This is a genomic window from Thalassotalea sp. Y01, from assembly GCF_012932945.1.
In the GTDB taxonomy this organism is placed as follows: domain Bacteria; phylum Pseudomonadota; class Gammaproteobacteria; order Enterobacterales; family Alteromonadaceae; genus Thalassotalea_A.
In genome coordinates this window covers 57,430-79,897 of record NZ_JABBXG010000012.1, presented here as the reverse complement: position 1 = coordinate 79,897, position 22,468 = coordinate 57,430, and the positions used below count along the sequence as shown (strand labels likewise).

The following is a 22,468-nucleotide window of genomic DNA, read 5'->3' as shown; positions in this document are numbered from 1 at the left end:
CACGTCAGCTCATCTAAGGGCAAGTTATACCTATGATTTTTAGGCTTCCACCAAAAAAGATAGAAACCGCCTAAATTGACCAACAGATAATGGGAAAGAGAGAGAAGCAATGAAATTACATGTTAAAAGTTTAATTACGTTTGTCGTGTTAGCCGGTTTTAGTGGCGCAGTGGTTTCACAAACAAACAAGGAAACAAAATTAAAAGGTCCATATTTAGGACAACCAGAACCAGGCCTAACCGCCGAAGTATTTGCACCAGATATTGTGTCAACCTCGGGGTGGGAATACGGGGTGGTTTTTGCACCAAGCATGAAAGAAATGTATATGGTTAGAGAAGTCAATGCCGACACTGAATCAGAACAAGAGTTTGTCGTTTATGAGCTAAACGACGAAAGCTGGAACGAGCGGGTGATCTCAAAACGTGTGGGTACACCAACCCTGTCACCTGACAACAAAATTATGTTTTTTGGCCGAGGCTACAAAGAGCGCACTAAAGACGGTTGGTCCGAGATGAAAAGACTCGGTAAAGACTTTGAGCAATACAGAATCATGAGAGTTACGTCTTCATTCAACGGCACCATTGCATTTGATGAAGCGATCAGTGAAGGCAAAGGCGTATTGCGCTATTCAACACTTAAAAACGGTAAGCGAACAACGCCTAAGCCTTTTCCAAAGCAAATAAATACAGGTACCTGGAATGCGCATCCATTTATTGCGCCAGATGAAAGTTATGTGATTTGGGATGGGCACCGTGGCGAAAACGCGGATAATTCCGATTTGTTTATCAGCTTTAAAGAGCCCGATGGTAGTTGGGGCGAGGCGATCAAATTTGGTGACAACATCAACACCCCAGACAATGACTTTGCTGCGCAATTATCACCTGATGGCAAGTACCTATTTTTTAATCGCAACGGTGAAGATCGCAACGTGGATACGTTTTGGGTCGATGCCAAGGTCATAGAGCAGTTAAAGCCGGCTCATATTAAAGCGTTTATGGCGAATAAAGCACCGAAGGGCACTGCCTATCAAGCGTCAGGTTCGTTTCGAGATATCCCTTTGCTCGACAAAGCGTTTACCGATACCTCACCAACGTCTGATGACAAAAGCTTATCTGCTGACGAACTGTCTTTAGCGAAAGACAAGACCGATGCAATCATCAAATTGGCTGAAGAAATAGGGCAAGGTGAGCACGGCCACTACGACAGCTTACTAATTGCCAAGAACAATAAGCTTGTGTTTGAAAGCTATCATCAACGCGGTCGATATGATCTTGCCCATGGACAAGCGTCAGCAACCAAGGGCTACACCAGCCTAATTGTGGGTCGTGCTATTCAGTTGGGGTATTTATCTATGGCTGATCTCGATAAACCCGTCATTCATTTTTTAAAGAAAATCGATACCCGTAAACTCGCCAAAGGCGCTGAAAAAATAACGCTGCACAAGGCGCTGACCATGCATGGTGGTCTAACGATTAATCGTGAAAAGTGGCTAGAAATTGAAAAGTCGCCTGAGAAAATTCATGGGCAAAAATTAGTGCAGACCTTGCTGGAAAATAGCGCAACCATTAGTGCCAAAACGCAGACTTATAACTATGGTAACTTCAACCCGATATTGGTTATGTCAGTCATTGATGCCGTTGTACCAGGCGGTGCCAAAGAATTCATTAAGTCTGAAATCTTAGATAAGTTGAACATTGCCAATTATAAGTGGGACACTCATCCAAGCGGCTTACCGCAAGCAGGTTATGGTGTTAATTTAACGTCACGCGACATGCTCAAACTTGGCAATATCGTGGTTAATGATGGTAAGTGGCAAGGCGAGCAATTTGTTTCTGCCGATTACCTTAGCAAAGCAACAAGCAGCATCACCGACCCGGTTGAAGATTGGATCCCTGAAGAATACCGCTATGGTTACTATTGGTATAACGCACCCGTTAAAGTTAACGATAAAACCTATAACGTCAGCTTCGCGTGGGGCGGCGGTGGCCAGCGCCTAATCGTGGTTGAAGAGCTTGAATTGGTGATTGCCATTACCGGGCACGACAGAGAAGACAAAATTATGGCGCAAATTTCCAGCATCGTGATCCCCGCATTTACCGGCTAATGCCTTATACAAAGAAGCAATACATAGCCAAACATAACAATACTTAGCAAAAGGGCTAGCCAAAGACGCTAGCCCTTTACTTCAATCAAGCCTTTAACTAAGGGGCTGATAATGCTTGGCTAAACTTGTGTAGTGAAGCGAAACCGAGCCAAACTTTAGCACAGTCCCGCTTTAAATTCTTGTTATGTTCCGGTTATATAGCTAGTGGTAGTTCATCTAAATTTTCTTGTTTAGATTTTAATTCACTCTGCTGGGCAAGAATACTTTGTGACTCTCTGTAATCTCTAGCCTCTGCTGTTTCAATAAATTCAGCATCAGGTGAAATATTAAGAACCTCTTCTTCTATTTCACTTAAATTAACACGAAAGAATTCTTTTCTACTATTAACAAGGTTTAACCTTTTGAGGTCAAACTTTTTATGAAGTGCACTTTCCAACGCAGGAGCATTTTCAGAGTGTATCATTGCATGAACATCAAAAATAAAAGGTACACTTGCATCACCTAACTCTTTTACCCTATCTAAAGGTTCCAAGCGCCTAGTCATTCCTATTTTATATACATCCTCACCAAATGACCCAACATTGGAAATAACATAAACATGACCAATTTTTGTTTGTTGAGCCATTGATTTTGCTCTTTCACTTTTTTCATGAGCCTCTTGTAACTCTTGGCTGAGTGACGCTATTTTTTCATTCAGTGCCTCTAATTTAGACCCTGCTGACTTTTCTGCTTCAAGTTGAGCTTTTTCAAGAAGCTTTTTGAATTTATCTTCATCTTTTTCTGCTTTATCCAATTCTTGTTGAAGCTTAGCTTCTTCTCTCATTTGCATTTTTATTTCTTGTTGTTCTTCTTTTTCTTGTTGCTTTTTATCCGCATATTCATATGCGAGCCTAAGCTCTTTAAGTTTTAGGTTAAAATAGTCATTAGATATGAATATTGCGTTAGATTGGTTCATTTTGTTAATTGCATCGAATGCTTTTTCTAGGCGTTGCGCCATGCGTTCAACATTATTCCAACGAGTATTAGAAATAGCAGCATCACATTCATTATTAAATGCTCTTGCTGTTAATTTTATACCTCGATTAGTCATGGTTCTGCCTTTAGCTTTACTGCCTTCAACTGTCCATTCGGTAGTACAATAAATAGCTTCTTTAGAAGAAACCATTTCCTTTTGTTCTTTTTTAACTCTGTAAATTTCTTCTTTATATTTTTCAGAAGTATCGAAATCAAAATGAGGCTTATAAAAACCTAATTCAGCAAGTTGTATTTCTTCATCATATATTGCTGCTTCTTGTACTAGCTTATCAAATACTACTCTCTTTTCTTTGTAGCTCTCACGAAGTTCTGCTATTTCGATATCAAGATCAGTTTTTTGTTTTTTTGATTTTTCGACTTCTGCATCTACATCGATAATTGCAGAATACTTATCTTCGATTTTTTTTAACTTAGCGCGAGATTTAATTAAAAAAGTAGCAAGAATAAAAACAGCAATGGCTAAAGCTGCTAAAAGTGCTTCTAAGGGAAATTCCATTTAATTGACTCCAAAGTTTCGAAAGGAACATAACGCCCATTTAAGGGGCAAAATTCAGTTGGCTAAAATAGGTGAACGGAGTGAACAAAAAGCCAACTGTATTTTGTCCCTCTTGAAATTCTTGTTATATGCAAATGATTCTATATGGGTTTAATCATATGAACCGTTTCAGGTTTAAAGCCCATATTTTGATAGAAGCCCTCTGCTTTTTCATTATTAGCGAAGACTTCTAGGTGTAGCAACCTACAGCCTAGATTTTTAGCCCACTTTTCAGCGTGTTCAATTAACAACTTACCTAAGCCCAAGCCTTGTGACTTAGGTGATACTGCAAGGAGTGGTATAGTTCCACAAGTTTCGTCTGAGATACTATCATTATGCGTACGCACATGAATAAAGCCCAATGGAACATTATTGCTTTCGGCAATCAAGGTAATACTCGGTTTCGATGTTTCAGCGAGCATTTCAGAAATATAATCATCTTGCATTTTTTGAATGGCATCATTTGTGTGCCACTCTAACTGAGCAACTTCTGCCAAGTACGGTGACAATGCAAAAATAAATGGATGATCCATTTCTTGAGCTTCTCTAATTACAACTAAATTTTCCATATTATCTTCTGAAGATTACTCTAAAGCCCGAATTGCATATAACGCCCTGTTAACGGGGCAATAATATAGTTGGCTATGATTAGTGAACGAAGTGAACAAAAAGCCAACTGTATTTTGTCCTTGTTTAACAGCTTGTTAGTTGCCGCTCTTTGGCCTAAGCAGTTTGAAACTAATATTACCTGCGCTCAATTCTTTTCCATTAACGAATACATTTACAAAAAATGTCATTTCATTCTCCGTAAACTTTGTAACCGTAAGAACTTCCTTCTTATTCGGATAAGTAACAACAATCTTATTTTCTTCCAGCGTATACGCAGCTTCCGACTCCTCACCTTGAGCGGAAGACAATAAAATGCCGTTTTCAAACTTGAAATAGTCATTTTTCCCTGCAGGCAGCTCCCCAAGAGAGCCCATAACAATTGCTGTTACATTCCACTTCCCAGAAATCGCCGATTCCGTTATGTCCATGGAGTAAACATAAAAAGGGAAAAGTAACAAAAAACTTAATGTAGCTTTGAACATAAAAAGTCCTCAAAAAAGCCGACGGCAACTAACGCCCCAATAAGGGGCTGATAATAGCTTGCTAAAATGTGTAGCGAAGCGGAACCGAGCAAGCTGTTAGCAGTCCCGTCTTAATTGGCTTGTTATAGTGCCCTACGTATAGGTTTAATAATTTACTATTACTAAAACCTGATGCCCAAGGTTGAAATTATTTCGTAATATCCAAAAAGTACAAGAAGAAAAAAAACAAATAATATCATTTCATGTTTAAAATGATGACGAAAATAAAACAAACGATCTTTATGGCTTAATACATCCATCAATTCATCACCAAAGCGAATAGAAAGAAATGTGCCTATTCCAGACAATAAAATAACGAACCAATATGGAAACGGTGTAGTTAATATTATTTTCATCGTTTGTGTGACGAATGTTGTTTCATAAAACTCGGGGAAGTACCCTAATGAAAATATATTAATTATTATCGCAATAAGCCAAACTACTATTTCTGAAAGTACCATACGAATACCAAATAAGACTCGAAGCGGAAAGTCTAGTATAAAGCCAGCATCTGCAATGGGAGTACAAAGTACAAAAAAACTCCACGTTATTAAGGATGCTATCCCTCCTGTCAAAAAGTCATACCGATAAGTTAAATACACAAAATATGATAATAAAATTAATAATAATATTATAAATTTTATCCATACTTGATGACTCGGTTGCTTCATCTTTCTTCCTTTAATTATCTAATTGAATGACAAGGAATTAATATTGCACTATAACGCCCTGTTAAGGGGCAAATTGTAGTTGGCTAAAATGTGAAGCGGAGCGGAACCAGCCAACTGTTATTTGTCCCGCTTGAACAGCTTGTTATATGCAACTTACTCTTTATTAAGTAGTTTACTTACCAAGTACTTTAAATTATCAGATGCGTTTATACCAGCTTGAATTAACTGCACAGAAATAATGCCATAAATTACAGCAACACCTGCTGTATAAATTAAACCGTCATTGATACCGTAACTAAAGCAGATATAAAAACTGGATGTCACAGTGACTACCAAGGAATAAAGATTAGCTTTATTAGTAAATTGAAGAACAGTAAATAAGCCAAATAAGGCACAAAGAAAAAGAGAAAAAATTAATCCAACAATTGAAGTATTAATACTTGATAGCCCAATTGCTATTCCTAAAATTGAACCTGAAATGATCGACTTAATTAGATTCTTACGCATAATTTCCGTTGCATATAACGCCCCAATAAGAGGCTAAAAATAGTTAGCTAAAATAGTGAGGCACGAACAAAAGCTAACTGTTTTTTGTTCTGCTTAATTGCCTTGTTAGGTATTGCCTTCCCTATACCCTAAATCTGGATATATGAAATAAGCGAATATAAAACCGAAACCAGCAGATCCCAAAAACACAATAGGCATCATAGAGTTTACTGGTAAACCAACTGCAAAGTGATATACAAGACCAACAGCACCTGTACTTAAGCCCATAGCTATAATCATAAAGATAATATTTCTAGGTACCTGTATAGATAGGTGAGCGGTTTTAAATAACTTATTAACGATCGCTAGTAGTGGTGGACCACCTAAACCAAATATAGCAATTGGAAATAATGATTCTGCTTGAACTGGAAAATCAAATTCTTTACCAATAAGAGTAAAAGTCTGAAAAATCCCGATAATAATACCAATTGCAATTCCGAACCAATCTCTACGGTGTAAGTTATTCTGCATAGATACCTAACGCCCCAATAAGGGGCTAAAAATTGTTTGCTAAAATGTGTAGCGAAGCGAAACCGAGCAAACTGTTTTTAGTCCCGCTTGATTGGCTTGTTATGTTTTTTGGGTAGATCTAATTAGCGTTGTTTTCATCATGAAATTTTTCTAGTACGTCTTGATTGCTATCAAAGAATTTTACTAGAGCTTCTTGTGCAATGATAATTTTCTCTTGATATCCAAACTTTTGTTGTAGAATATCTAACCCTTCAATTGCAGTTGGTATTAGGGTAATGGCTAGGAAACGATATGTATCATGCTCACCATGTGTTTTTGTTAGTATATTTTTTTGCGCCTTAACAAAACCATAGTTTACCTTTCTTTCGGTTAACGCAGTCCCAAATATTCTATGATCCACTCCTATTTCAACCGCAATTTTTTTAATTGTTTTGAATCCTCCGAACAGTCCAAACATATCATTTCCTTTTTCTATTAATTTGATTCAATTTATAAATGAGATAAAACATAACGCCCACAACAGCGGACGTGTTTTAAGTTGATGGAGCGAAGCGGAAGCAGCTTAAAACCGTTCCGCTGATTGTGTTTGTTAGCGGTGAAAGAAACGAGCATACTTTACTTTGTCAGCGCCTATAATAGATTCAATTTCATCAGCAAAGTCCTTCACTCCATCTATACCCTCTAGCTTCTCAAGTCCCCCGGAGTCAGGAAATAGAAGCACCGACAAGGCCTCACCCTTTTTGGTTTGTACGACCATTTTTTTAATGGATGACAATGAAACCTTGTTCTCGAAGGCACTACCAGAGAATACCAATTTGTCGTCTTCAACGCTAAATGTAAGGCTTGAAGCATGGCTTACCCAGCCAGAAATCCCTTTGTATGAATGCCAAGCCATATACAAAAACATTAAACCAATGAACATCCCGTAGTTTTCAGTGAAAACCCCGATTACAGCCAAGACAATACTTACAGTAAGGTACATCAGAGAGGCAATAATCATCCCCCTCTTCCTTTTAGCTATGTATGCGTGTGATAGGTGATATTTCATGGGTACCGCTAACAGTATATTATGTAGCCAGCTCAGTAATGTCGGCTACAGTTCGTTTAAATTTATGTCGTTAATATCACACAAATTCAAGGGCTTAGGAAGAGCTCTTACACTGTTTTTGTGATCCTTTATGGAATTACTATGCCGGCTCAGTAATCTCCTTTGGCACATTTTTCTTAAATCTATTAACTATCAGTCACTTATTATTGTTTTTCTTTTTTTGAGGGGATTTACTGAGCCGGCTCAGTAAGTTCTGCTTTTGGCTATTTATTAATTTTGCTTATACTGTTTATTTATACAGTTGAGGTGTCTATGGCAAAATCCCCATTTTTAGAATCAATCCGTTTAATCCTTAGGACAAAGCATTACAGTATTCAGACTGAAAAGTCCTATTTAGTATGGATAAAACGCTTTATTTTGTTTAACAATAAACGTCACCCAAAAGATATGGGAGAGCAAGAAGTCAGCCTTTTCTTAACACATTTAGCCGTGGAGAGAAGAGTCACGTCTTCTACTCAAAATTTGGCGTTGTGTGCCATTGTGTTTATGTATAAACATGCTTTTAACCGTGAGCTCACGTTGCTTGATGATACGGTGCGCGCAAAGCCACCGAAAAGGGTGCCAACGGTTTTGTCAAAAGAAGAAGCAACCTTAATTATTGATAAAATGAAATCTCCTTACGATTTAATGTTTCGCCTTTTATTTGGCTCTGGGATGCGCAAAGCAGAGCTGCTCCGATTGCGTATTAAAGATATCGATTTTGCTGCTCATTCAATTTACGTGTTTCGTGGTAAGGGCCGCAAAGACAGGATCACCGTGCTACCAAGATCGGTCGTTGATGATGTTAAACACCAAATAGAGAAAGTAAAACAAGTACACGACAAAGACTTGGCTGATGGGGAGGGGAAAACCAGTTTGCCGTCCGGTTTAGCGAGAAAATACCCGTATGCGATTACCGACTTCAAATGGCAATATTTATTTCCAGCGTCAGTTCGTTGTAAGCACCCTACCGATGGATATTATTGTCGTCATCATTTGCATTGGACGGCGTTATCAAAAGTACTTCGCGCTGCTGTCAGGGAAGTAGGAATAATGAAACATGTTACCGCCCATACGTTTCGCCATAGCTTTGCTACGCAATTATTACTCAATGGTGTTGATATTCGCACGGTACAAGAGTTACTTGGCCATTCTGATTTAAAAACAACACAAATATATACACATGTTATTGGTCAGCATTCGTCTGGCGTGAATAGCCCTGTTGATTAGTGTTCTGTTGTTTTTGTTATAAAAAAAAGCGCCTTGCGGCGCTTTCTCAAATTTTTGTTCGTTTAAGGCTTAGCCAATAAACTTACGGGCGTTGCGGAACATGCGAACCCATGGTGAGTCTTCTGACCAGCTGTCAGGGTGCCATGAGTTAGCGACGGTTCTAAATACACGCTCTGGGTGAGGCATCATGATGGTTACGCGACCGTCGGTGGTGGTTAGTGAGGTGATACCGTCTGGAGAACCGTTCGGGTTCGATGGGTATGTTTCAGTAACCTGACCGTAGTTGTCTACGTAACGCATTGAAACGGTGCCTGAATCGTTCGCTGCAGCAATGGCATCTTCCGATTTGAATTCAGCGCGACCTTCACCGTGAGATACAGCGATTGGCATACGGCTGCCTTCCATACCTTTGAAGAAGATAGACGGCGATTCTTGGATCTCAACCAATGAGAAACGGGCTTCAAAACGCTCTGAGCGGTTTTGAACGAAGTGTGGCCAGTTCTCGGTGCCTGGAATGATTTCTTTCAGGTTCGATAGCATCTGACACCCGTTACACACACCTAGTGAGAAGGTGTCTTCGCGGTGGAAGAAAGTTTTGAACATTTCACGTGCTTTGTCGTTAAACAAGATTGATTTTGCCCAACCTTCACCAGCGCCTAGTACGTCACCGTACGAGAAGCCACCACAAGCAACCAGACCGTTAAAGTCAGCTAGGTCTACGCGACCACCAAGTACGTCAGACATGTGAACGTCAACAGTGATGAAACCAGCACGATCAAATGCCGCGGCCATTTCAACATGTGAGTTAACACCTTGCTCACGCAAGATAGCAACACGTGGGTTGGTTTCTTCTTGTGCGTCGTTGGCGATTAGGTCAGCAACGATGTCTTCGTTGATGTCGAAGGTAAGTTCAGCGTTTAGACCTGGATCTTCAGTATCAAACTTCAGGGTGTGTTCTTGTTCAGCACACTCTGGGTTGTCACGCATTGATTGCATCTTGAAGGTAGTTTCTGCCCAAACAGTGCGGAAGTAAGTACGGGTGTTTGCTAGTACTTCTTCACCGTCACGGCTAAAGCGGATCATGTCTTCGTTGTTGATGCGACCAATATCAGTGAAGCATTCCATCAAACCGTATTGTTCGATGATGGCGTGAACAGCGTCAACGTCTTCTTCACGGATTTGCACAACCGCACCTAGCTCTTCACTAAATAGAACGCTTAGGTTGTCGCCTTCAAGCTTGCTGATGTCGATATCAACACCGGTGTGACCAGCGAATGCCATTTCAGCAACGGTTGTGAATAAACCACCGTCTGAACGGTCATGGTAAGCAAGAAGTTTTTCGTCACGTACAAGGTGTTGAATTAGGTTGAAGAAGTTCTTCAGATCATCGCTACTATCAACATCTGGCGTTTCTTTACCAAGTTGCTTGTAAACCTGAGCGATACACGAACCACCTAAACGGTTCTTACCTTTTGACAGGTCGATAGCAACGATGCGGCTGTCGCCTTTGTCAGTGCGAAGCTGTGGCGTAACAGTCTTACGTACGTCTTCAACACGACCAAATGCAGTAATTACTAGAGATAGAGGCGCGGTTACTGATTTCTCAACACCGTCGTCTTCCCACTTGGTCTTCATACTCATTGAGTCTTTACCAACTGGGATAGTCAAACCTAGAGTAGGACATAGCTCTTCACCAACGGCTTTAACCGCTTCGTAAAGACCAGCGTCTTCACCTGGGTGACCTGCTGCGGCCATCCAGTTTGCTGATAGCTTGATGTTGTTCAAATCACCAATGTCAGCACTTGCTATGTTGGTTAGTGATTCAGCTACCGCTAGACGAGCAGATGCACCGTAGTTAAGTAGTGCAACTGGTGTGCGCTCACCCATAGACATCGCTTCACCGTGGTAGCTGTCTAGTGCTGCCGTTGTTACCGCACAATCTGCTACTGGTACCTGCCAAGGACCAACCATTTGGTCACGCGCAACCATACCGGTTACCGTACGGTCACCAATGGTGATAAGGAAAGTTTTTTCAGCGATAGTTGGTAGACGTAATAAACGATCAGCAGCGTCTGCTAAATCAACGTCGGCCAACTCAAGTTCTTTACCGGTGTCACGTTTTGACACAACGTCACGGTGCATTTTAGGAGCTTTACCTAAAAGTACATCCAATGGTAAATCGATAGGTTTTGCTAACTCTTCGTTGTCAGCGAAGTGGCTATCAGTCAGTGTTAGGTGCTCTTCTTCTGTGGCATAACCAACAACCGCAAATGGTGCACGCTCACGCTCACATAGAGCACGGAATTCTTCAACACGCTCTGGTGCTACGGCAAGAACGTAACGTTCTTGAGATTCGTTACACCAGATTTCTAGTGGTGACATGCTACGCTCGTCGTTTGGTACGTTGCGAAGCTCAAAGTTACCACCACGGCCACCGTCAGATACAAGCTCAGGGAAGGCGTTAGACAAACCACCAGCACCCACATCGTGAATGAATAGGATTGGGTTGTCGTCACCCATTTGCCAACAACGGTCGATGACTTCCTGACAACGACGTTCCATTTCTGGGTTGTCACGTTGTACCGAGGCAAAGTCTAGGTCTTCGTCAGACTGACCAGATGCCATTGATGAGGCAGCACCACCACCAAGACCGATGTTCATTGCTGGACCACCTAGCGCGATAAGGGCTGCGCCTACAACGATTTCACCTTTTTCAACGTGCTCGCTGCGAATGTTACCTAAACCACCGGCAAGCATGATTGGCTTGTGGTAACCACGTACTTCTTCACCGTTGAACGAGTTAACTTGCTCTTCGTAGGTACGGAAGTAACCAAGAATGTTTGGACGACCAAATTCGTTGTTAAACGCAGCGCCACCTAATGGGCCTTCCATCATAATGTCTAAGGCAGTAACGATACGGCTTGGCTTACCAAAATTAGTTTCCCATGGTTGTTCGAAACCTGGGATGCGAAGGTTAGATACAGAGAAACCAACCAAACCTGCTTTTGGTTTTGAACCAATACCGGTGGCACCTTCGTCACGAATCTCACCACCAGAACCGGTAGCAGCACCTGGGAATGGCGAAATCGCGGTAGGGTGGTTGTGAGTTTCAACCTTCATTAGAATGTTGATGTCTTCAACATTGTAAGCGTATTCTTTGCTGTCAGGGTCTGGGAAGAAACGACCGGCTTCAGAACCCACCATAACCGCGGCGTTATCTTTATAAGCGCTTAATACATTGTCTGGGTTGGTTTCAAAAGTGTTCTTGATCATTTTGAACAGCGACTTAGGCTGTTTTTGACCATCGATTGTCCAATCGGCGTTAAAAATCTTGTGACGACAATGTTCTGAGTTTGCTTGAGCAAACATGTATAACTCAATGTCGTGTGGGTTGCGGCCAAGGGCGTTGAAATTCTCGACTAAGTAGTCAATTTCATCTTCAGCAAGCGCCAGACCCAAATCAAGGTTTGCTTTAACTAGGGCGTCACGGCCACCGGCTAAAACGTCAACAGATTTCAATTCACCTGGTTCTGCTGTTGCAAATAACACGTCAACGTCGTTGGTGTCGGTGAAGATGGTTTCCATCATGCGGTCGTGAATCAATGCAGCAAGTTGAGCACTTTGCTGTTCGCTTAATTCAGCCGATGATTGCACGTAGAATGCTAAACCACGTTCAAGGCGAATGATTTTATCTAGGCCACAGTTGTGAGCGATGTCAGTCGCTTTAGATGACCAAGGTGAGATAGTGCCTGGACGTGGAGTTACTAGCAAAAATGTGCCAGCAGGAGTGTGCTCTTCAATGGTTGGGCCGTAAGTCAGTAGCTTTTCAAGCTTGCTTAACTCATCAGCAGAAAGCGCTGCTGTTTGATGGCTAAAGTGCATGAATTCTGCGTAGATGTCAGTCACAGGCAGATCTAGCTGGGCGCACTGCTTCAACAGCTTGTTAATTCTGAAATCGGAAAGCGCAGGAGCGCCACGTAAGATTTCCATAGTTTGTCTCACCATAGTTATTAATTAAATACCAATTCGATTGCAATTTTCGGTAAATCGCAATGGAATAAATACTTATCATGCTAAAGGCGAAATATTCGTGTAAAGGTGCTGTTTTTTCGCGCGCATTATAAAAGAAAACGCGCCATTTAGTAAGAGCAAAACAGATGGATTACATACTTATTGAAAAAAAAAGCTGTAAAATTTGTATAAATGCATTCACAATGAAATCGTTATGATAAGAATAATTAACAAAAATCAGAACTTATTTACATTGTCGCGCCTGTTTTTTATTGTCATGTTGAGCCTTATATCCGGCTGCCAACAAGATCAACAACAGGTAAGCTTGCAGCAAATAATCGAACGTGAACAGGTCAATGTTGGTACCCTGTTTGGCCCGAACAGTTATTACCTTGGTGCCGAAGGCGCAAAAGGCTTCGAATACGAGCTGGCTAAGGCGTATGCCGACAGCATAGGCGTATCACTTCATATCGTGCCAACTTATTCTTTAGATGAACTATTTCTCAAACTTGAGTTCGGTGAAGTAGACTTTCTTGCCGCTGGCTTATCGGTCACTGAAGAGCGACTGCAAAATTACCGTTTTGCACCAAGCTACAAAAACATCAGCCAAAAAATGGTGTTCAAACAGGGGCGTGAATGGCCTCGCAAAATAGAAGATGTGCAAGGCAGTTTGCAAGTCATTAAAAATTCCAGCCATGAAGAAAACTTAATCCGCTTAAAGCAACAACATGCCGATTTAACTTGGACGGTAACTGAAGCAATGGATGCCGATGAATTGCTCTTAGAAGTGGTCGAAGGGCGTCTCGATTTTACCGTTGCTGACAGTAATACCTTGGCTTTAAATCGTCGTTATTATCCGGATATTTCAGTGGCCTTTACCGTCGAAGAGCCACAGCCAATAGCGTGGATGGTAAGCAAGCAAAGTCATGATTCATTGTTAGCGTCTTTGGTTGAGTTTTTTGGTAATACTCACACCGACGGCACCATATTAACCCTTGATGACAAATACTATGGTCATATCCAAGAGTTCAATTATGTCAATACGCGTACCTTTATTCAGGCCATCGACGAAAAACTGCCGAAATATCAGCACTTGTTCCAACGTTATGGCAAAACATTAGATTGGCGTTTTCTTGCCGCAGTAAGCTACCAAGAATCACATTGGGAACCTCATGCACGCTCATATACCGGTGTGCGAGGCATGATGATGCTGACTTTGCCTACCGCCAAACAAATGGGTATTGAAAGCCGCCTTGACGCTGAGCAAAGTATTCGTGGTGGCGCCAAGTATTTAAATCAGTTAATCGAGCGCATTCCAGCGCGCATTCCTAATCCTGATCGTCGTTGGTTTGCGTTAGCCGCATACAATATCGGTTGGGGTCATATGGAAGATGCGCGGGTATTGACCCAAAAACAAGGCGGCGATCCGGATCGCTGGGTTGATGTCAAACAGCGCCTGCCGTTGCTAAAACAACAGAAGTATTATAAAAATACTAAATACGGATATGCCAGAGGCGATGAGCCGGTTCGATACGTCGAAAATATTCGCGCGTATTTCGATACCCTGGTGTTTATGGACGAAAAAAAAGTGATTGTTAACGCCGACGCAGAGTAAGCTCTTAGCCGGTGTTGCTGTATTGATAATAATAATAAAAATAACGAGGACAGTGTCATTAAAGTGTCATAAACACACTTTAAGCTATGGCAAACTGTATTAATCAATGGCAAAAATGAGAACTCGAACCTGTAAAAACAATCAACGTCGCCGTATGATGCGTGTCAATCAGCGTAAGGTAAATGGTCGTTATCGCGTATATTATCGCGTGGTCTTATCTAACAAAGACGATTAACTGTCGTTATCGTCATTCTGTAAAGCGTGTTGCTGAGCTTCTTTTAAGGCTTTCTTCAAGGCTTTTTTTTCGGCACGACGTCGTTTAAAAAAGTTCGACAGCTTGCTCGCACATTGCGCTTCAAGTACCCCAGAAACTACCTCTAGTTGGTGGTTTAAGCGTTCATCCTGAACTAAATTAAATAGGCTACCACACGCCCCAGTTTTTAAATCATTCGCACCAAATACCACTCTATTTACACGACTGTGAACGAGCAAGCCCGCGCACATTGGGCAAGGCTCTAAGGTCACATACAAGGTCGTATCTAACATGCGATAGTTAGCAATATTTGGCCCAGCTTGACGCACCGCCTGCATTTCAGCATGCGCTGACGGGTCATTGAGCTGAATGGATTGATTCCAACCTTCGCCAATGATTTGTCCATCACGCACAATGACCGCACCAACAGGGATTTCACCTTGCTGCTCGGCCTTATCGGCTAACTGCAAAGCATGTTGCATGTACCATTGATCTAACTCGGCTTGTGATTGGCTATCTTGGCTCATAATAAATTGTGAATTTTACTAATAAATCGTCAAAAAAAATCAGTGCTTAATAGATGCAATTATACAAGTTATTGAAAATCTTTGCCTTTATTATATGGTCTGTAACTTGCTTAATTTAGGTTAGGTGATATAAAAAGTTAATGATAGCTAAGCGTGAGAGGAAGTAAATAGTGCGGGTATTTGAATTTATTATTGTTATTACTGTGGTCTATGGCATTTTTGAGTATTTAAAACAACGTCAAAAGTTTCAGCAAGAACGCATTAAACATGAAAAAGTGACCGGTGACTTAGAAAGCGAGCTGACCAATATTAAACAGCGATTGGTGGTACTGGAAAAAATTGTTACCGATAAAGGCTATGACTTAAAGCAAGAAATAGACGACCTATAGCCTGTCTCTATAGGCGTTTTATTGGCCTCGAACATACGCTGTGACCCTATAAAAACAGGGTCAACAAGTCATTGAGGTAACGTCGACCTAAGTCGGTTATTTGCCAGCCATCATCCTGTTGCTGCAATAACCGCTTGTTAACGGCAGTTGCTAGTGCGCCGTCAATATGAGAGATGGGCAGGCCAGTGGCTGCTTCAAAGTCGGCTTGGCTAAAGGCACTAAATAAGCGTAAGCGATTCATCATATATTCAAACGACCGCTCACTTTGCGCAACGTGATGTATCTGGTCAAGATAGTCGCGTCCCTCTTGCATGTATCCTTTCGGGTGTTTGACTTTAACGGTGCGGGTAATACGGTCGCTTTCACCATGGGTTATTTTGCCGTGCGCACCACAGCCAATACCAAGGTAATCACCATTTTGCCAATAATTTAAGTTGTGACGACAGCGAACTTGCTCATGTTTGGCAAAGGCTGACACTTCATATTGCTGATAACCCGCCGCTTGCAACAAGGCAAAACCTTGCTCTTGTATATCCCAAAGCACGTCATCTTCAGGCAAGGTGGGTGGTTTTGAATAGAACGACGTATTAGGCTCAATGGTTAATTGGTACCAAGATAAATGATCCGGTGATAAAGCGATGGCTTGTTTTAAATCATCGAGCGCACCGGCGACACTTTGTTGTTCTAGGCCGTGCATTAAGTCCAGATTAAAGCTGTTGATACCGCATTGCTTGGCAATTTTGGCGGCACGGATAGCTTGTTGGCTGTCATGAATACGGCCAAGCTTTAGCAATTTATCCGAGGCAAAGCTTTGCACACCAATCGACAAACGATTTACGCCTGCTTCAGCAAAGCCCGCAAATTTTTTTGCTTCAACGGTACCAGGATTCGCCTCCATGGTAACTTCCATATCATCACCGTGACGAAAGCGTTGTTTTATGCCGCGCAATAAGCTGTCAATTGCCTCACTTGAGAACAAACTTGGTGTGCCACCACCAATGAAAATCGAATACAGTGGGCGATCAATAGCAAAGCGTTGCATATCGCTATCTAAGTCGGCCAACAAATGTTGCACATACGCAACTTCATCTATGTCGGCCTTTAGCGCGTGCGAATTAAAGTCACAATAAGGGCACTTTTGTACACACCATGGGATATGCACATATAACGATAATGGGGGCGTTTTTAACACGAGTTTTCTCTACGCCTGTAAGGCTTTGACCAATTGTTGTAACGCTTTAGCGCGGTGGCTCAACGTATTTTTTATCTCGCGCGGTAATTGCGCTGAGGTTTGTTGGTGTTGCGCAACCCAAAATAGTGGGTCGTAACCAAAACCTTGCTCGCCGTGTGCTTCGCTGGTGATTTCACCTTCCCAAGTGCCTTGGCAAATTATTGGTGTCGGATCATCGCCATGGCGCATAAACACCAAAACGCATTGAAAACGTGCTGTTCTTTGTTCGCTAGGCACGCCATGTAATGCCTGCAGTAACTTGGCATTGTTGTCTTGGTCATTAGCGCCTTCGCCAGCATAGCGGGCAGAGTAGATGCCAGGTGCGCCCTGTAAATAGTCGACTTCTAAACCTGAGTCGTCAGCGATTGCCGGCAGGCCAGTTATTTTTGCCGCATGACGTGCTTTGATGATAGCGTTTTCAATAAACGTGGTGCCGGTTTCAGCAACATCAGCGACGTTAAAATCACTTTGTGGTAATACCTCAATATGTTGTTTGGCTAATAACTCGGCCAACTCTTTTACTTTACCTTTATTACCGGTAGCTAAAACGATTTTTTGCATAGGGATTTATCAATAATCTTTCGGGTTAATTAAATGAAAAAGTGCGACTAAGCGCACTTTTGTTACCTAGTTATAGAATTCAAACTCTACTGTTCTACATAAAACTTTTGAGTGAATTTTAAGTTGTGTTGCTGACCATTGTCATTAATTAAAATGTCGAACTTATAGGTTTCGTCATTGGGATAATCAACGATAGCAATATAATAAATTGCATCACCTTCTTTAATTTGCTGAAATTCAAGGTTCATTGACTGGCCAACTAAGTTGATTGCTTTACCGGAAATACCAACCGCTTTTGCCGGCTTACCGTCGGCACTGCCATCGAGCACAGAAATATTAACAAAACCTTTGTAACGGCTGCGTTCAATACCATAACTCTTGGCGATTTCAGGCTGTAAAATTGACGTTGATAAGCCAATATAGTGTACTTCTAAATCACCAAGCTTCTTCATTTGTTCGGCGTGGACAGCAACGCTCATTAAACAAAAACACAGAACTGTTGCAACAACTTGGGTTATTCGTTTAAGCATAATTGCCTCTCTATTTTGTACATTGATGTACAAGTGATACTAAGTATAGACGTTTGTTGTCGGTAACGATGATTGCTTGCGCGTTAGAACATGCGTAACACAGACCAATAAGGCACTGTGGTATTTAAAAACGCATTGAGCATGCTCAGCGCCAAAAACGCGATGACGACCGATAAATCAATACCACCTAGATCAGGCAATATACGTCGAATAGGGCGTAAAAATGGTTCCGTCAGTTGGTGAAACACTAAACGAATTGGGGTTGGATGTTGTACGACCCAACTCATCAGCGCCATGATCAACATCACCATAAACAGCAAGTAGCCGCTTTCTTTGATCAGATACAATAAGCCAAGATACAACAATAAGCCGAATTCAATAATGCCGCCTTGTAGGCTAGACATGGTATACAGCTTCAGCGTACCGACTATATAAGCGACCAAAATGGTGGCCACATCAACACCAGCAAAACCTGGAATAAAGCGCCTAAAAGGCACCACAACCGGGTTACTTACCTTGACCACAAATTGACTTAACGGGTTATAAAAATCAGCGCGAACCGCTTGCAACCAAACTCGTAAAATTAACACCATAAAAAAGGCGTCAAATAAAAAGTTCAGTAAAATCAGCAATGCTTCCATTATTACTCCATGTGCAAATGCATTGTTTTTTAGTTTTTGTTAAAAGCTATTGTTAAAAAGCTTATTTTTTAATCTTATACCATGGCGGCAAAATTAGTTGTTACTTTCTGTCATTTCTTCTGCACGTTTTTTACAGTTAATCATCGCCTTAGCGACTAAATCTGTTAAACCACCGTCAAAAAATGTGTTTAGTGCCGCTTGCGTGGTGCCGCCCTTGGAGGTGACATTTTCGCGCAAGGTGGCGATAGATTCAGGATTTTCGATGACCATTTGAGCCGCACCTAATGCGGTTTGTTGTACCATCTCACGTGCGGTTTGTTGATCAAAACCAAACGCCATCGCTTGTTTTTGCATGGCTTCCATAAAGGCAAAAAAGTAAGCTGGACCTGATCCCGATACCGTAATCAGATTATCAATCTCTGCTTCATTGGCAAGCCATAATGTCTTACCTACCGCGACAAACATGGCATCGATAAAAGCTTTGCTCTCATCACTTACACTGTCGTCAGCGAATAAGCCTGCCATACCGACACCAAGTTGCGAAGGTGTGTTTGGCATGCAGCGGACAAGACCTGCTTGCTCACCAAGTACACTGCGCATTTGCGCCATAGACACCCCAGCAGCGACAGAAACAAAACATTTGTCGCTGATATCCATCGCATCGGCCAGTTGTTGGCACACGGTTTTGATTAAATGCGGCTTCACGCCAAGAATGATGATATCTGCTTGCTTGGCAGCCTCAATATTGTCGGCACTTTGATTGACACCATAGTCATTTGCCAACGCAACACGCTTTTCTGGACTTGGGTTGGTTACGGTGATTAATGCCGCATCAAAACCCGCTTTAACCATACCAATTAATATGCAGCGGTTCATGTTACCAGCACCAATAAAAGCTACTTTTTTCATTATTTAATCTCTACTTCCAAATATCGCGGTACCGACTCGCACCATAGTTGAACCACATTCTACAGCAATATCCATATCACCGCTCATGCCCATAGATAATGTATCGACACTGCTATATGTTTGTTTTAATTGCGCAAATAACTCAGCCATTTTTAAAAAGCTTTGTTTGGTTTGCTCAACATCGCCTTTTGCTGGGATGCACATTAAGCCGCGCAATACTAAATTAGGGCAAGAATCGACAAAAGCGGCAAGGGCGTTTAATTGTTCGACACTTGCACCCGATTTGCTGTCCTCTGCACTAATATTCACTTGTAAACAAACTTGCAGCGGGGTAATGTTAATATCACGTTGTTCGTTAAGGCGTTTTGCCGTTTTTTCTCGGTCAATAGAGTGCACCCAATCGGCATGCTCTGCTATCAAACGAGTTTTATTACTCTGAATAGGACCGATAAAATGCCAGATGATATCCAAATCGGATAACTCATCGGCTTTACTCGCAAGCTCCTGAACGTAGTTTTCGCCGAAATGGCGTTGCCCCGCATAATAAGCCGCGGCGATGCTTTCAGCAGGTTTGGTTTTACTTACTGCCAACAAATTTACAGAATTAACCTGGCGGTTAGACTGGCAGCATGACTGCTCAATAGATGTCAAAACCTTGCGCAGATTATCAGCGATTAGACTCATAGTTTTTATTCTGGATAACAATAATTAATTAGGAATATTATGGATATTACCGAACTTTTAGCGTTTAGTGTTGAACACAACGCATCAGATTTACACCTTTCCACCGGTATGCCACCCGCTATTCGTGTTGATGGCGATGTACGTAAGATTAACATTCCACCGCTAGAAGACAAAGATGTAAATGCTCTAGTGTATGACATCATGACCGATCGTCAGCGCAAAGAATACGAAGAAAACCTTGAAGTGGATTTCTCCTTTGAAGTGCCAAACCTAGCTCGTTTTAGGGTAAATGCGTTCAATCAGAACCGAGGCCCTGCTGCTGTATTTCGTACCATCCCAAGTAAAATTTTATCATTGGATGAGTTGGGTTGCCCAGATATTTTCCGCCAAATCTCTGAAAACCCTCGTGGTTTAGTATTGGTAACCGGTCCTACGGGTTCGGGTAAATCAACAACCTTGGCAGCGATGGTGGATTACATCAACGAATCTAAGCGCGATCACATTCTAACAATCGAAGACCCAATCGAATTCGTTCACGACAACAAACAATGTCTAATTAACCAACGTGAAGTGCACCGTGATACGTTAAGCTTTAGCAACGCTTTGCGTAGTGCGCTACGTGAAGATCCCGATGTTATTCTGGTTGGTGAGATGCGTGACCTTGAAACCATTCGTCTTGCGATGACCGCGGCAGAAACCGGTCACTTAGTATTTGGTACCTTGCATACCACCTCTGCACCGAAAACCATTGACCGTATTGTTGATGTATTCCCTGGTGAAGAAAAAGACATGGTTCGCTCTATGTTGTCTGAATCATTGCGTGCGGTAATCTCGCAAACACTGATTAAGAAAGTCGGTGGTGGCCGTGTTGCTGCACACGAAATCATGGTCGGTATCCCAGCGATTCGTAACCTGATTCGTGAAGATAAGATTGCGCAAATGTACTCGGCAATTCAAACCGGCATGTCACATGGTATGCAAACCATGGATCAATGTTTACAAGGCTTATTGAGTCGTGGCCTGATCACCCGTGAAGACGCGATGGCAAAAGCAGCTGATAAGAATCAGTTTAAAGTTTACTAAGGTTGAGAGATGTATTTACACGAACTGTTAAGCAATATGGTCAGCCAAGATGCATCGGATTTATTTATCACCGTAAACCTTGCTGCCAGTGCCAAAATCAATGGCGAGCTAGTCGCCATTGATGAAAAGGTTCTCAGTTATGATGAGGCACTTGATCTTGTCTTAAGCTCGATGAATGACAAGAACAAAGCTGAATATGAAGCGACCAAAGAATGTAACTACGCTATCGCCGTAGATGGCATTGGCCGTTTTCGTATTTCAGCGTTTTGGCAACGCGAAATGCCGGGCATGGTTATTCGTCGCATCGTTACCGATATACCGGATGTCGACAAGCTAGGCTTGCCACAGGTATTGAAAGACTTGGTGATGTCAAAACGTGGCTTGGTATTGTTTGTCGGTGGTACCGGTACGGGTAAGTCAACGTCAATGGCGTCGTTAATTGGTTATCGTAACCGTAATGCGCGTGGTCACATATTAACCATCGAAGATCCGGTGGAATTTGTTCATGATCATGCCCGTTCAATGATCACTCAACGCGAAGTCGGCATGGATACTGAATCCTTTGATGCTGCTTTGAAGAGCTCATTGCGTCAAGCGCCAGATGTTATTCTGATTGGTGAGATTCGCTCGCAAGAAATCATGGAGCATGCACTAAGCTTTGCTGAAACCGGCCATTTATGTATTGCTACACTGCATGCTAACAATGCCAACCAAGCAATTGACCGAATCATGCACTTGGTACCCGCCGAGCAACATCAAAAATTACAGTTTGATTTAGCCTTGAATTTACGCGGTATTGTCGCCCAGCAGTTGGTACCGACCCGTGACGGTCATGGTCGCCGCGCTGCTATCGAGATTCTATTGAACTCACCTTATATCGCTGAGTTAATCAAAAAAGGCGATGTCGGTCAGATCAAAGAGGTAATGACTAAATCTCGTGAATTGGGCATGCAAACTTTCGATCAGGCGCTGTTTGATTTGTATGAATCCGGTGATATCAGTTACACCGATGCATTGCATCACGCCGATTCACCAAACGATCTACGCTTAATGATCAAACTTCGCAGTAACGATCAAACTGGTATTGGTGGCTTAAAAGGCGCAACACTGGACGGCGTTGAATAAACACTGATCCATACTGGTCTTTATATAGTAATTAACAGAGCACCTTAGGGTGCTCTTTTGCTTATTTCAAGGGGGCAGAACACTTGAAAAAGAGAACAAG

At 42.0% G+C, this 22,468-nt stretch carries 23 protein-coding genes; 7 read left to right on the top strand and 16 right to left on the bottom strand.

Features of this window, described 5'->3' with window-relative positions:
- The first annotated feature begins 109 nt into the window (after window positions 1-109).
- The gene (locus HII16_RS15315; RefSeq protein WP_169131494.1) at window positions 110-2,104 is read left to right on the top strand and encodes a serine hydrolase; all 1,995 of its coding nucleotides are present in this window, start codon (window positions 110-112) and stop codon (window positions 2,102-2,104) included.
- Window positions 2,105-2,297: 193 nt separating this feature from the next.
- Here the strand turns inward: HII16_RS15315 and HII16_RS15310 are convergent, their stop codons facing one another.
- The 8 genes from HII16_RS15310 to HII16_RS15275 form a co-directional block, all read right to left on the bottom strand.
- Window positions 2,298-3,635, bottom strand: coding sequence for a DUF4041 domain-containing protein (locus tag HII16_RS15310; protein ID WP_169131492.1), 1,338 nt, complete (start codon window positions 3,633-3,635; stop codon window positions 2,298-2,300).
- A 140-nt stretch (window positions 3,636-3,775) separates the two neighbouring features.
- Entirely contained in the window at window positions 3,776-4,243 is a 468-nt protein-coding gene (locus HII16_RS15305) for a GNAT family N-acetyltransferase (protein ID WP_169131490.1), read from the bottom strand.
- Window positions 4,244-4,378: 135 nt separating this feature from the next.
- Complete coding sequence (locus HII16_RS15300) at window positions 4,379-4,765, bottom strand: hypothetical protein (RefSeq protein ID WP_169131488.1); 387 nt, start codon at window positions 4,763-4,765, stop codon at window positions 4,379-4,381.
- Window positions 4,766-4,926: 161 nt separating this feature from the next.
- On the bottom strand, window positions 4,927-5,475 hold the full coding sequence (locus tag HII16_RS15295; RefSeq protein WP_169131486.1) for a hypothetical protein: 549 nt from the start codon (window positions 5,473-5,475) through the stop codon (window positions 4,927-4,929).
- 153 nt (window positions 5,476-5,628) lie between these two features.
- Window positions 5,629-5,982: a hypothetical protein gene (locus tag HII16_RS15290; RefSeq protein ID WP_169131484.1), complete on the bottom strand. Its 354-nt coding sequence runs from the start codon at window positions 5,980-5,982 to the stop codon at window positions 5,629-5,631.
- 105 nt (window positions 5,983-6,087) lie between these two features.
- A complete protein-coding gene (locus HII16_RS15285) occupies window positions 6,088-6,492 on the bottom strand; it encodes a hypothetical protein (RefSeq protein WP_169131482.1) in 405 nt (134 codons plus the stop codon).
- Between the two features lie 118 nt (window positions 6,493-6,610).
- Window positions 6,611-6,949 carry a hypothetical protein gene (locus HII16_RS15280; protein WP_169131480.1) on the bottom strand — a complete coding sequence of 113 codons (339 nt, stop codon included), beginning with the start codon at window positions 6,947-6,949 and terminating at the stop codon, window positions 6,611-6,613.
- A gap of 132 nt (window positions 6,950-7,081) precedes the next feature.
- Window positions 7,082-7,492, bottom strand: coding sequence for a hypothetical protein (locus HII16_RS15275; RefSeq protein ID WP_169131478.1), 411 nt, complete (start codon window positions 7,490-7,492; stop codon window positions 7,082-7,084).
- A 360-nt stretch (window positions 7,493-7,852) separates the two neighbouring features.
- On the opposite strand from HII16_RS15275, the gene HII16_RS15270 reads away from it, so the two are divergent.
- Window positions 7,853-8,809, top strand: a complete 957-nt coding sequence (locus HII16_RS15270; RefSeq protein ID WP_169131476.1) for an integron integrase — start codon at window positions 7,853-7,855, stop codon at window positions 8,807-8,809.
- A gap of 69 nt (window positions 8,810-8,878) precedes the next feature.
- On the opposite strand, the gene purL is transcribed toward HII16_RS15270, so the two are convergent.
- The gene (gene purL, locus HII16_RS15265; RefSeq protein WP_169131474.1) at window positions 8,879-12,799 is read right to left on the bottom strand and encodes a phosphoribosylformylglycinamidine synthase; all 3,921 of its coding nucleotides are present in this window, start codon (window positions 12,797-12,799) and stop codon (window positions 8,879-8,881) included.
- Window positions 12,800-13,034: 235 nt separating this feature from the next.
- Here purL and mltF point away from each other — a divergent pair, with 235 nt between their 5' ends.
- Both mltF and HII16_RS17095 read left to right on the top strand, forming a co-directional pair.
- Window positions 13,035-14,435: a membrane-bound lytic murein transglycosylase MltF gene (gene mltF / locus HII16_RS15260; protein ID WP_169131472.1), complete on the top strand. Its 1,401-nt coding sequence runs from the start codon at window positions 13,035-13,037 to the stop codon at window positions 14,433-14,435.
- Window positions 14,436-14,541: 106 nt separating this feature from the next.
- Window positions 14,542-14,670 carry a hypothetical protein gene (locus HII16_RS17095; protein WP_282434753.1) on the top strand — a complete coding sequence of 43 codons (129 nt, stop codon included), beginning with the start codon at window positions 14,542-14,544 and terminating at the stop codon, window positions 14,668-14,670.
- Here HII16_RS17095 and tadA read toward each other — a convergent pair.
- Window positions 14,667-15,215 (bottom strand): tRNA adenosine(34) deaminase TadA, encoded by a 549-nt coding sequence (tadA, locus tag HII16_RS15255; protein ID WP_169131470.1) that lies wholly within the window; start codon window positions 15,213-15,215, stop codon window positions 14,667-14,669. The two genes, HII16_RS17095 and tadA, sit on opposite strands and share 4 nt — an antisense overlap.
- Window positions 15,216-15,385: 170 nt before the next feature.
- Between tadA and HII16_RS15250 the strand changes: the two genes are divergently transcribed.
- Window positions 15,386-15,604 carry a hypothetical protein gene (locus HII16_RS15250; protein ID WP_169131469.1) on the top strand — a complete coding sequence of 73 codons (219 nt, stop codon included), beginning with the start codon at window positions 15,386-15,388 and terminating at the stop codon, window positions 15,602-15,604.
- A 46-nt stretch (window positions 15,605-15,650) separates the two neighbouring features.
- On the opposite strand, the gene hemW is transcribed toward HII16_RS15250, so the two are convergent.
- The 6 genes from hemW to HII16_RS15220 form a co-directional block, all read right to left on the bottom strand.
- Entirely contained in the window at window positions 15,651-16,796 is a 1,146-nt protein-coding gene (gene hemW, locus HII16_RS15245) for a radical SAM family heme chaperone HemW (protein ID WP_169131467.1), read from the bottom strand.
- A 9-nt stretch (window positions 16,797-16,805) separates the two neighbouring features.
- Entirely contained in the window at window positions 16,806-17,396 is a 591-nt protein-coding gene (locus tag HII16_RS15240; protein WP_169131465.1) for an XTP/dITP diphosphatase, read from the bottom strand.
- 86 nt (window positions 17,397-17,482) lie between these two features.
- Window positions 17,483-17,926, bottom strand: a complete 444-nt coding sequence (locus HII16_RS15235) for a DUF4426 domain-containing protein (RefSeq protein WP_169131463.1) — start codon at window positions 17,924-17,926, stop codon at window positions 17,483-17,485.
- A gap of 83 nt (window positions 17,927-18,009) precedes the next feature.
- Window positions 18,010-18,567: a YggT family protein gene (locus tag HII16_RS15230; protein WP_169131461.1), complete on the bottom strand. Its 558-nt coding sequence runs from the start codon at window positions 18,565-18,567 to the stop codon at window positions 18,010-18,012.
- Between the two features lie 93 nt (window positions 18,568-18,660).
- Window positions 18,661-19,476, bottom strand: coding sequence for a pyrroline-5-carboxylate reductase (gene proC / locus HII16_RS15225; protein WP_169131459.1), 816 nt, complete (start codon window positions 19,474-19,476; stop codon window positions 18,661-18,663).
- Window positions 19,477-19,479: 3 nt separating this feature from the next.
- The gene (locus tag HII16_RS15220) at window positions 19,480-20,160 is read right to left on the bottom strand and encodes a YggS family pyridoxal phosphate-dependent enzyme (RefSeq protein ID WP_169131458.1); all 681 of its coding nucleotides are present in this window, start codon (window positions 20,158-20,160) and stop codon (window positions 19,480-19,482) included.
- 39 nt (window positions 20,161-20,199) lie between these two features.
- Here HII16_RS15220 and HII16_RS15215 point away from each other — a divergent pair, with 39 nt between their 5' ends.
- Complete coding sequence (locus HII16_RS15215; RefSeq protein ID WP_135439318.1) at window positions 20,200-21,243, top strand: type IV pilus twitching motility protein PilT; 1,044 nt, start codon at window positions 20,200-20,202, stop codon at window positions 21,241-21,243.
- A gap of 9 nt (window positions 21,244-21,252) precedes the next feature.
- The gene (locus tag HII16_RS15210; protein WP_169131456.1) at window positions 21,253-22,368 is read left to right on the top strand and encodes a PilT/PilU family type 4a pilus ATPase; all 1,116 of its coding nucleotides are present in this window, start codon (window positions 21,253-21,255) and stop codon (window positions 22,366-22,368) included.
- Window positions 22,369-22,468 lie beyond the last annotated feature (100 nt).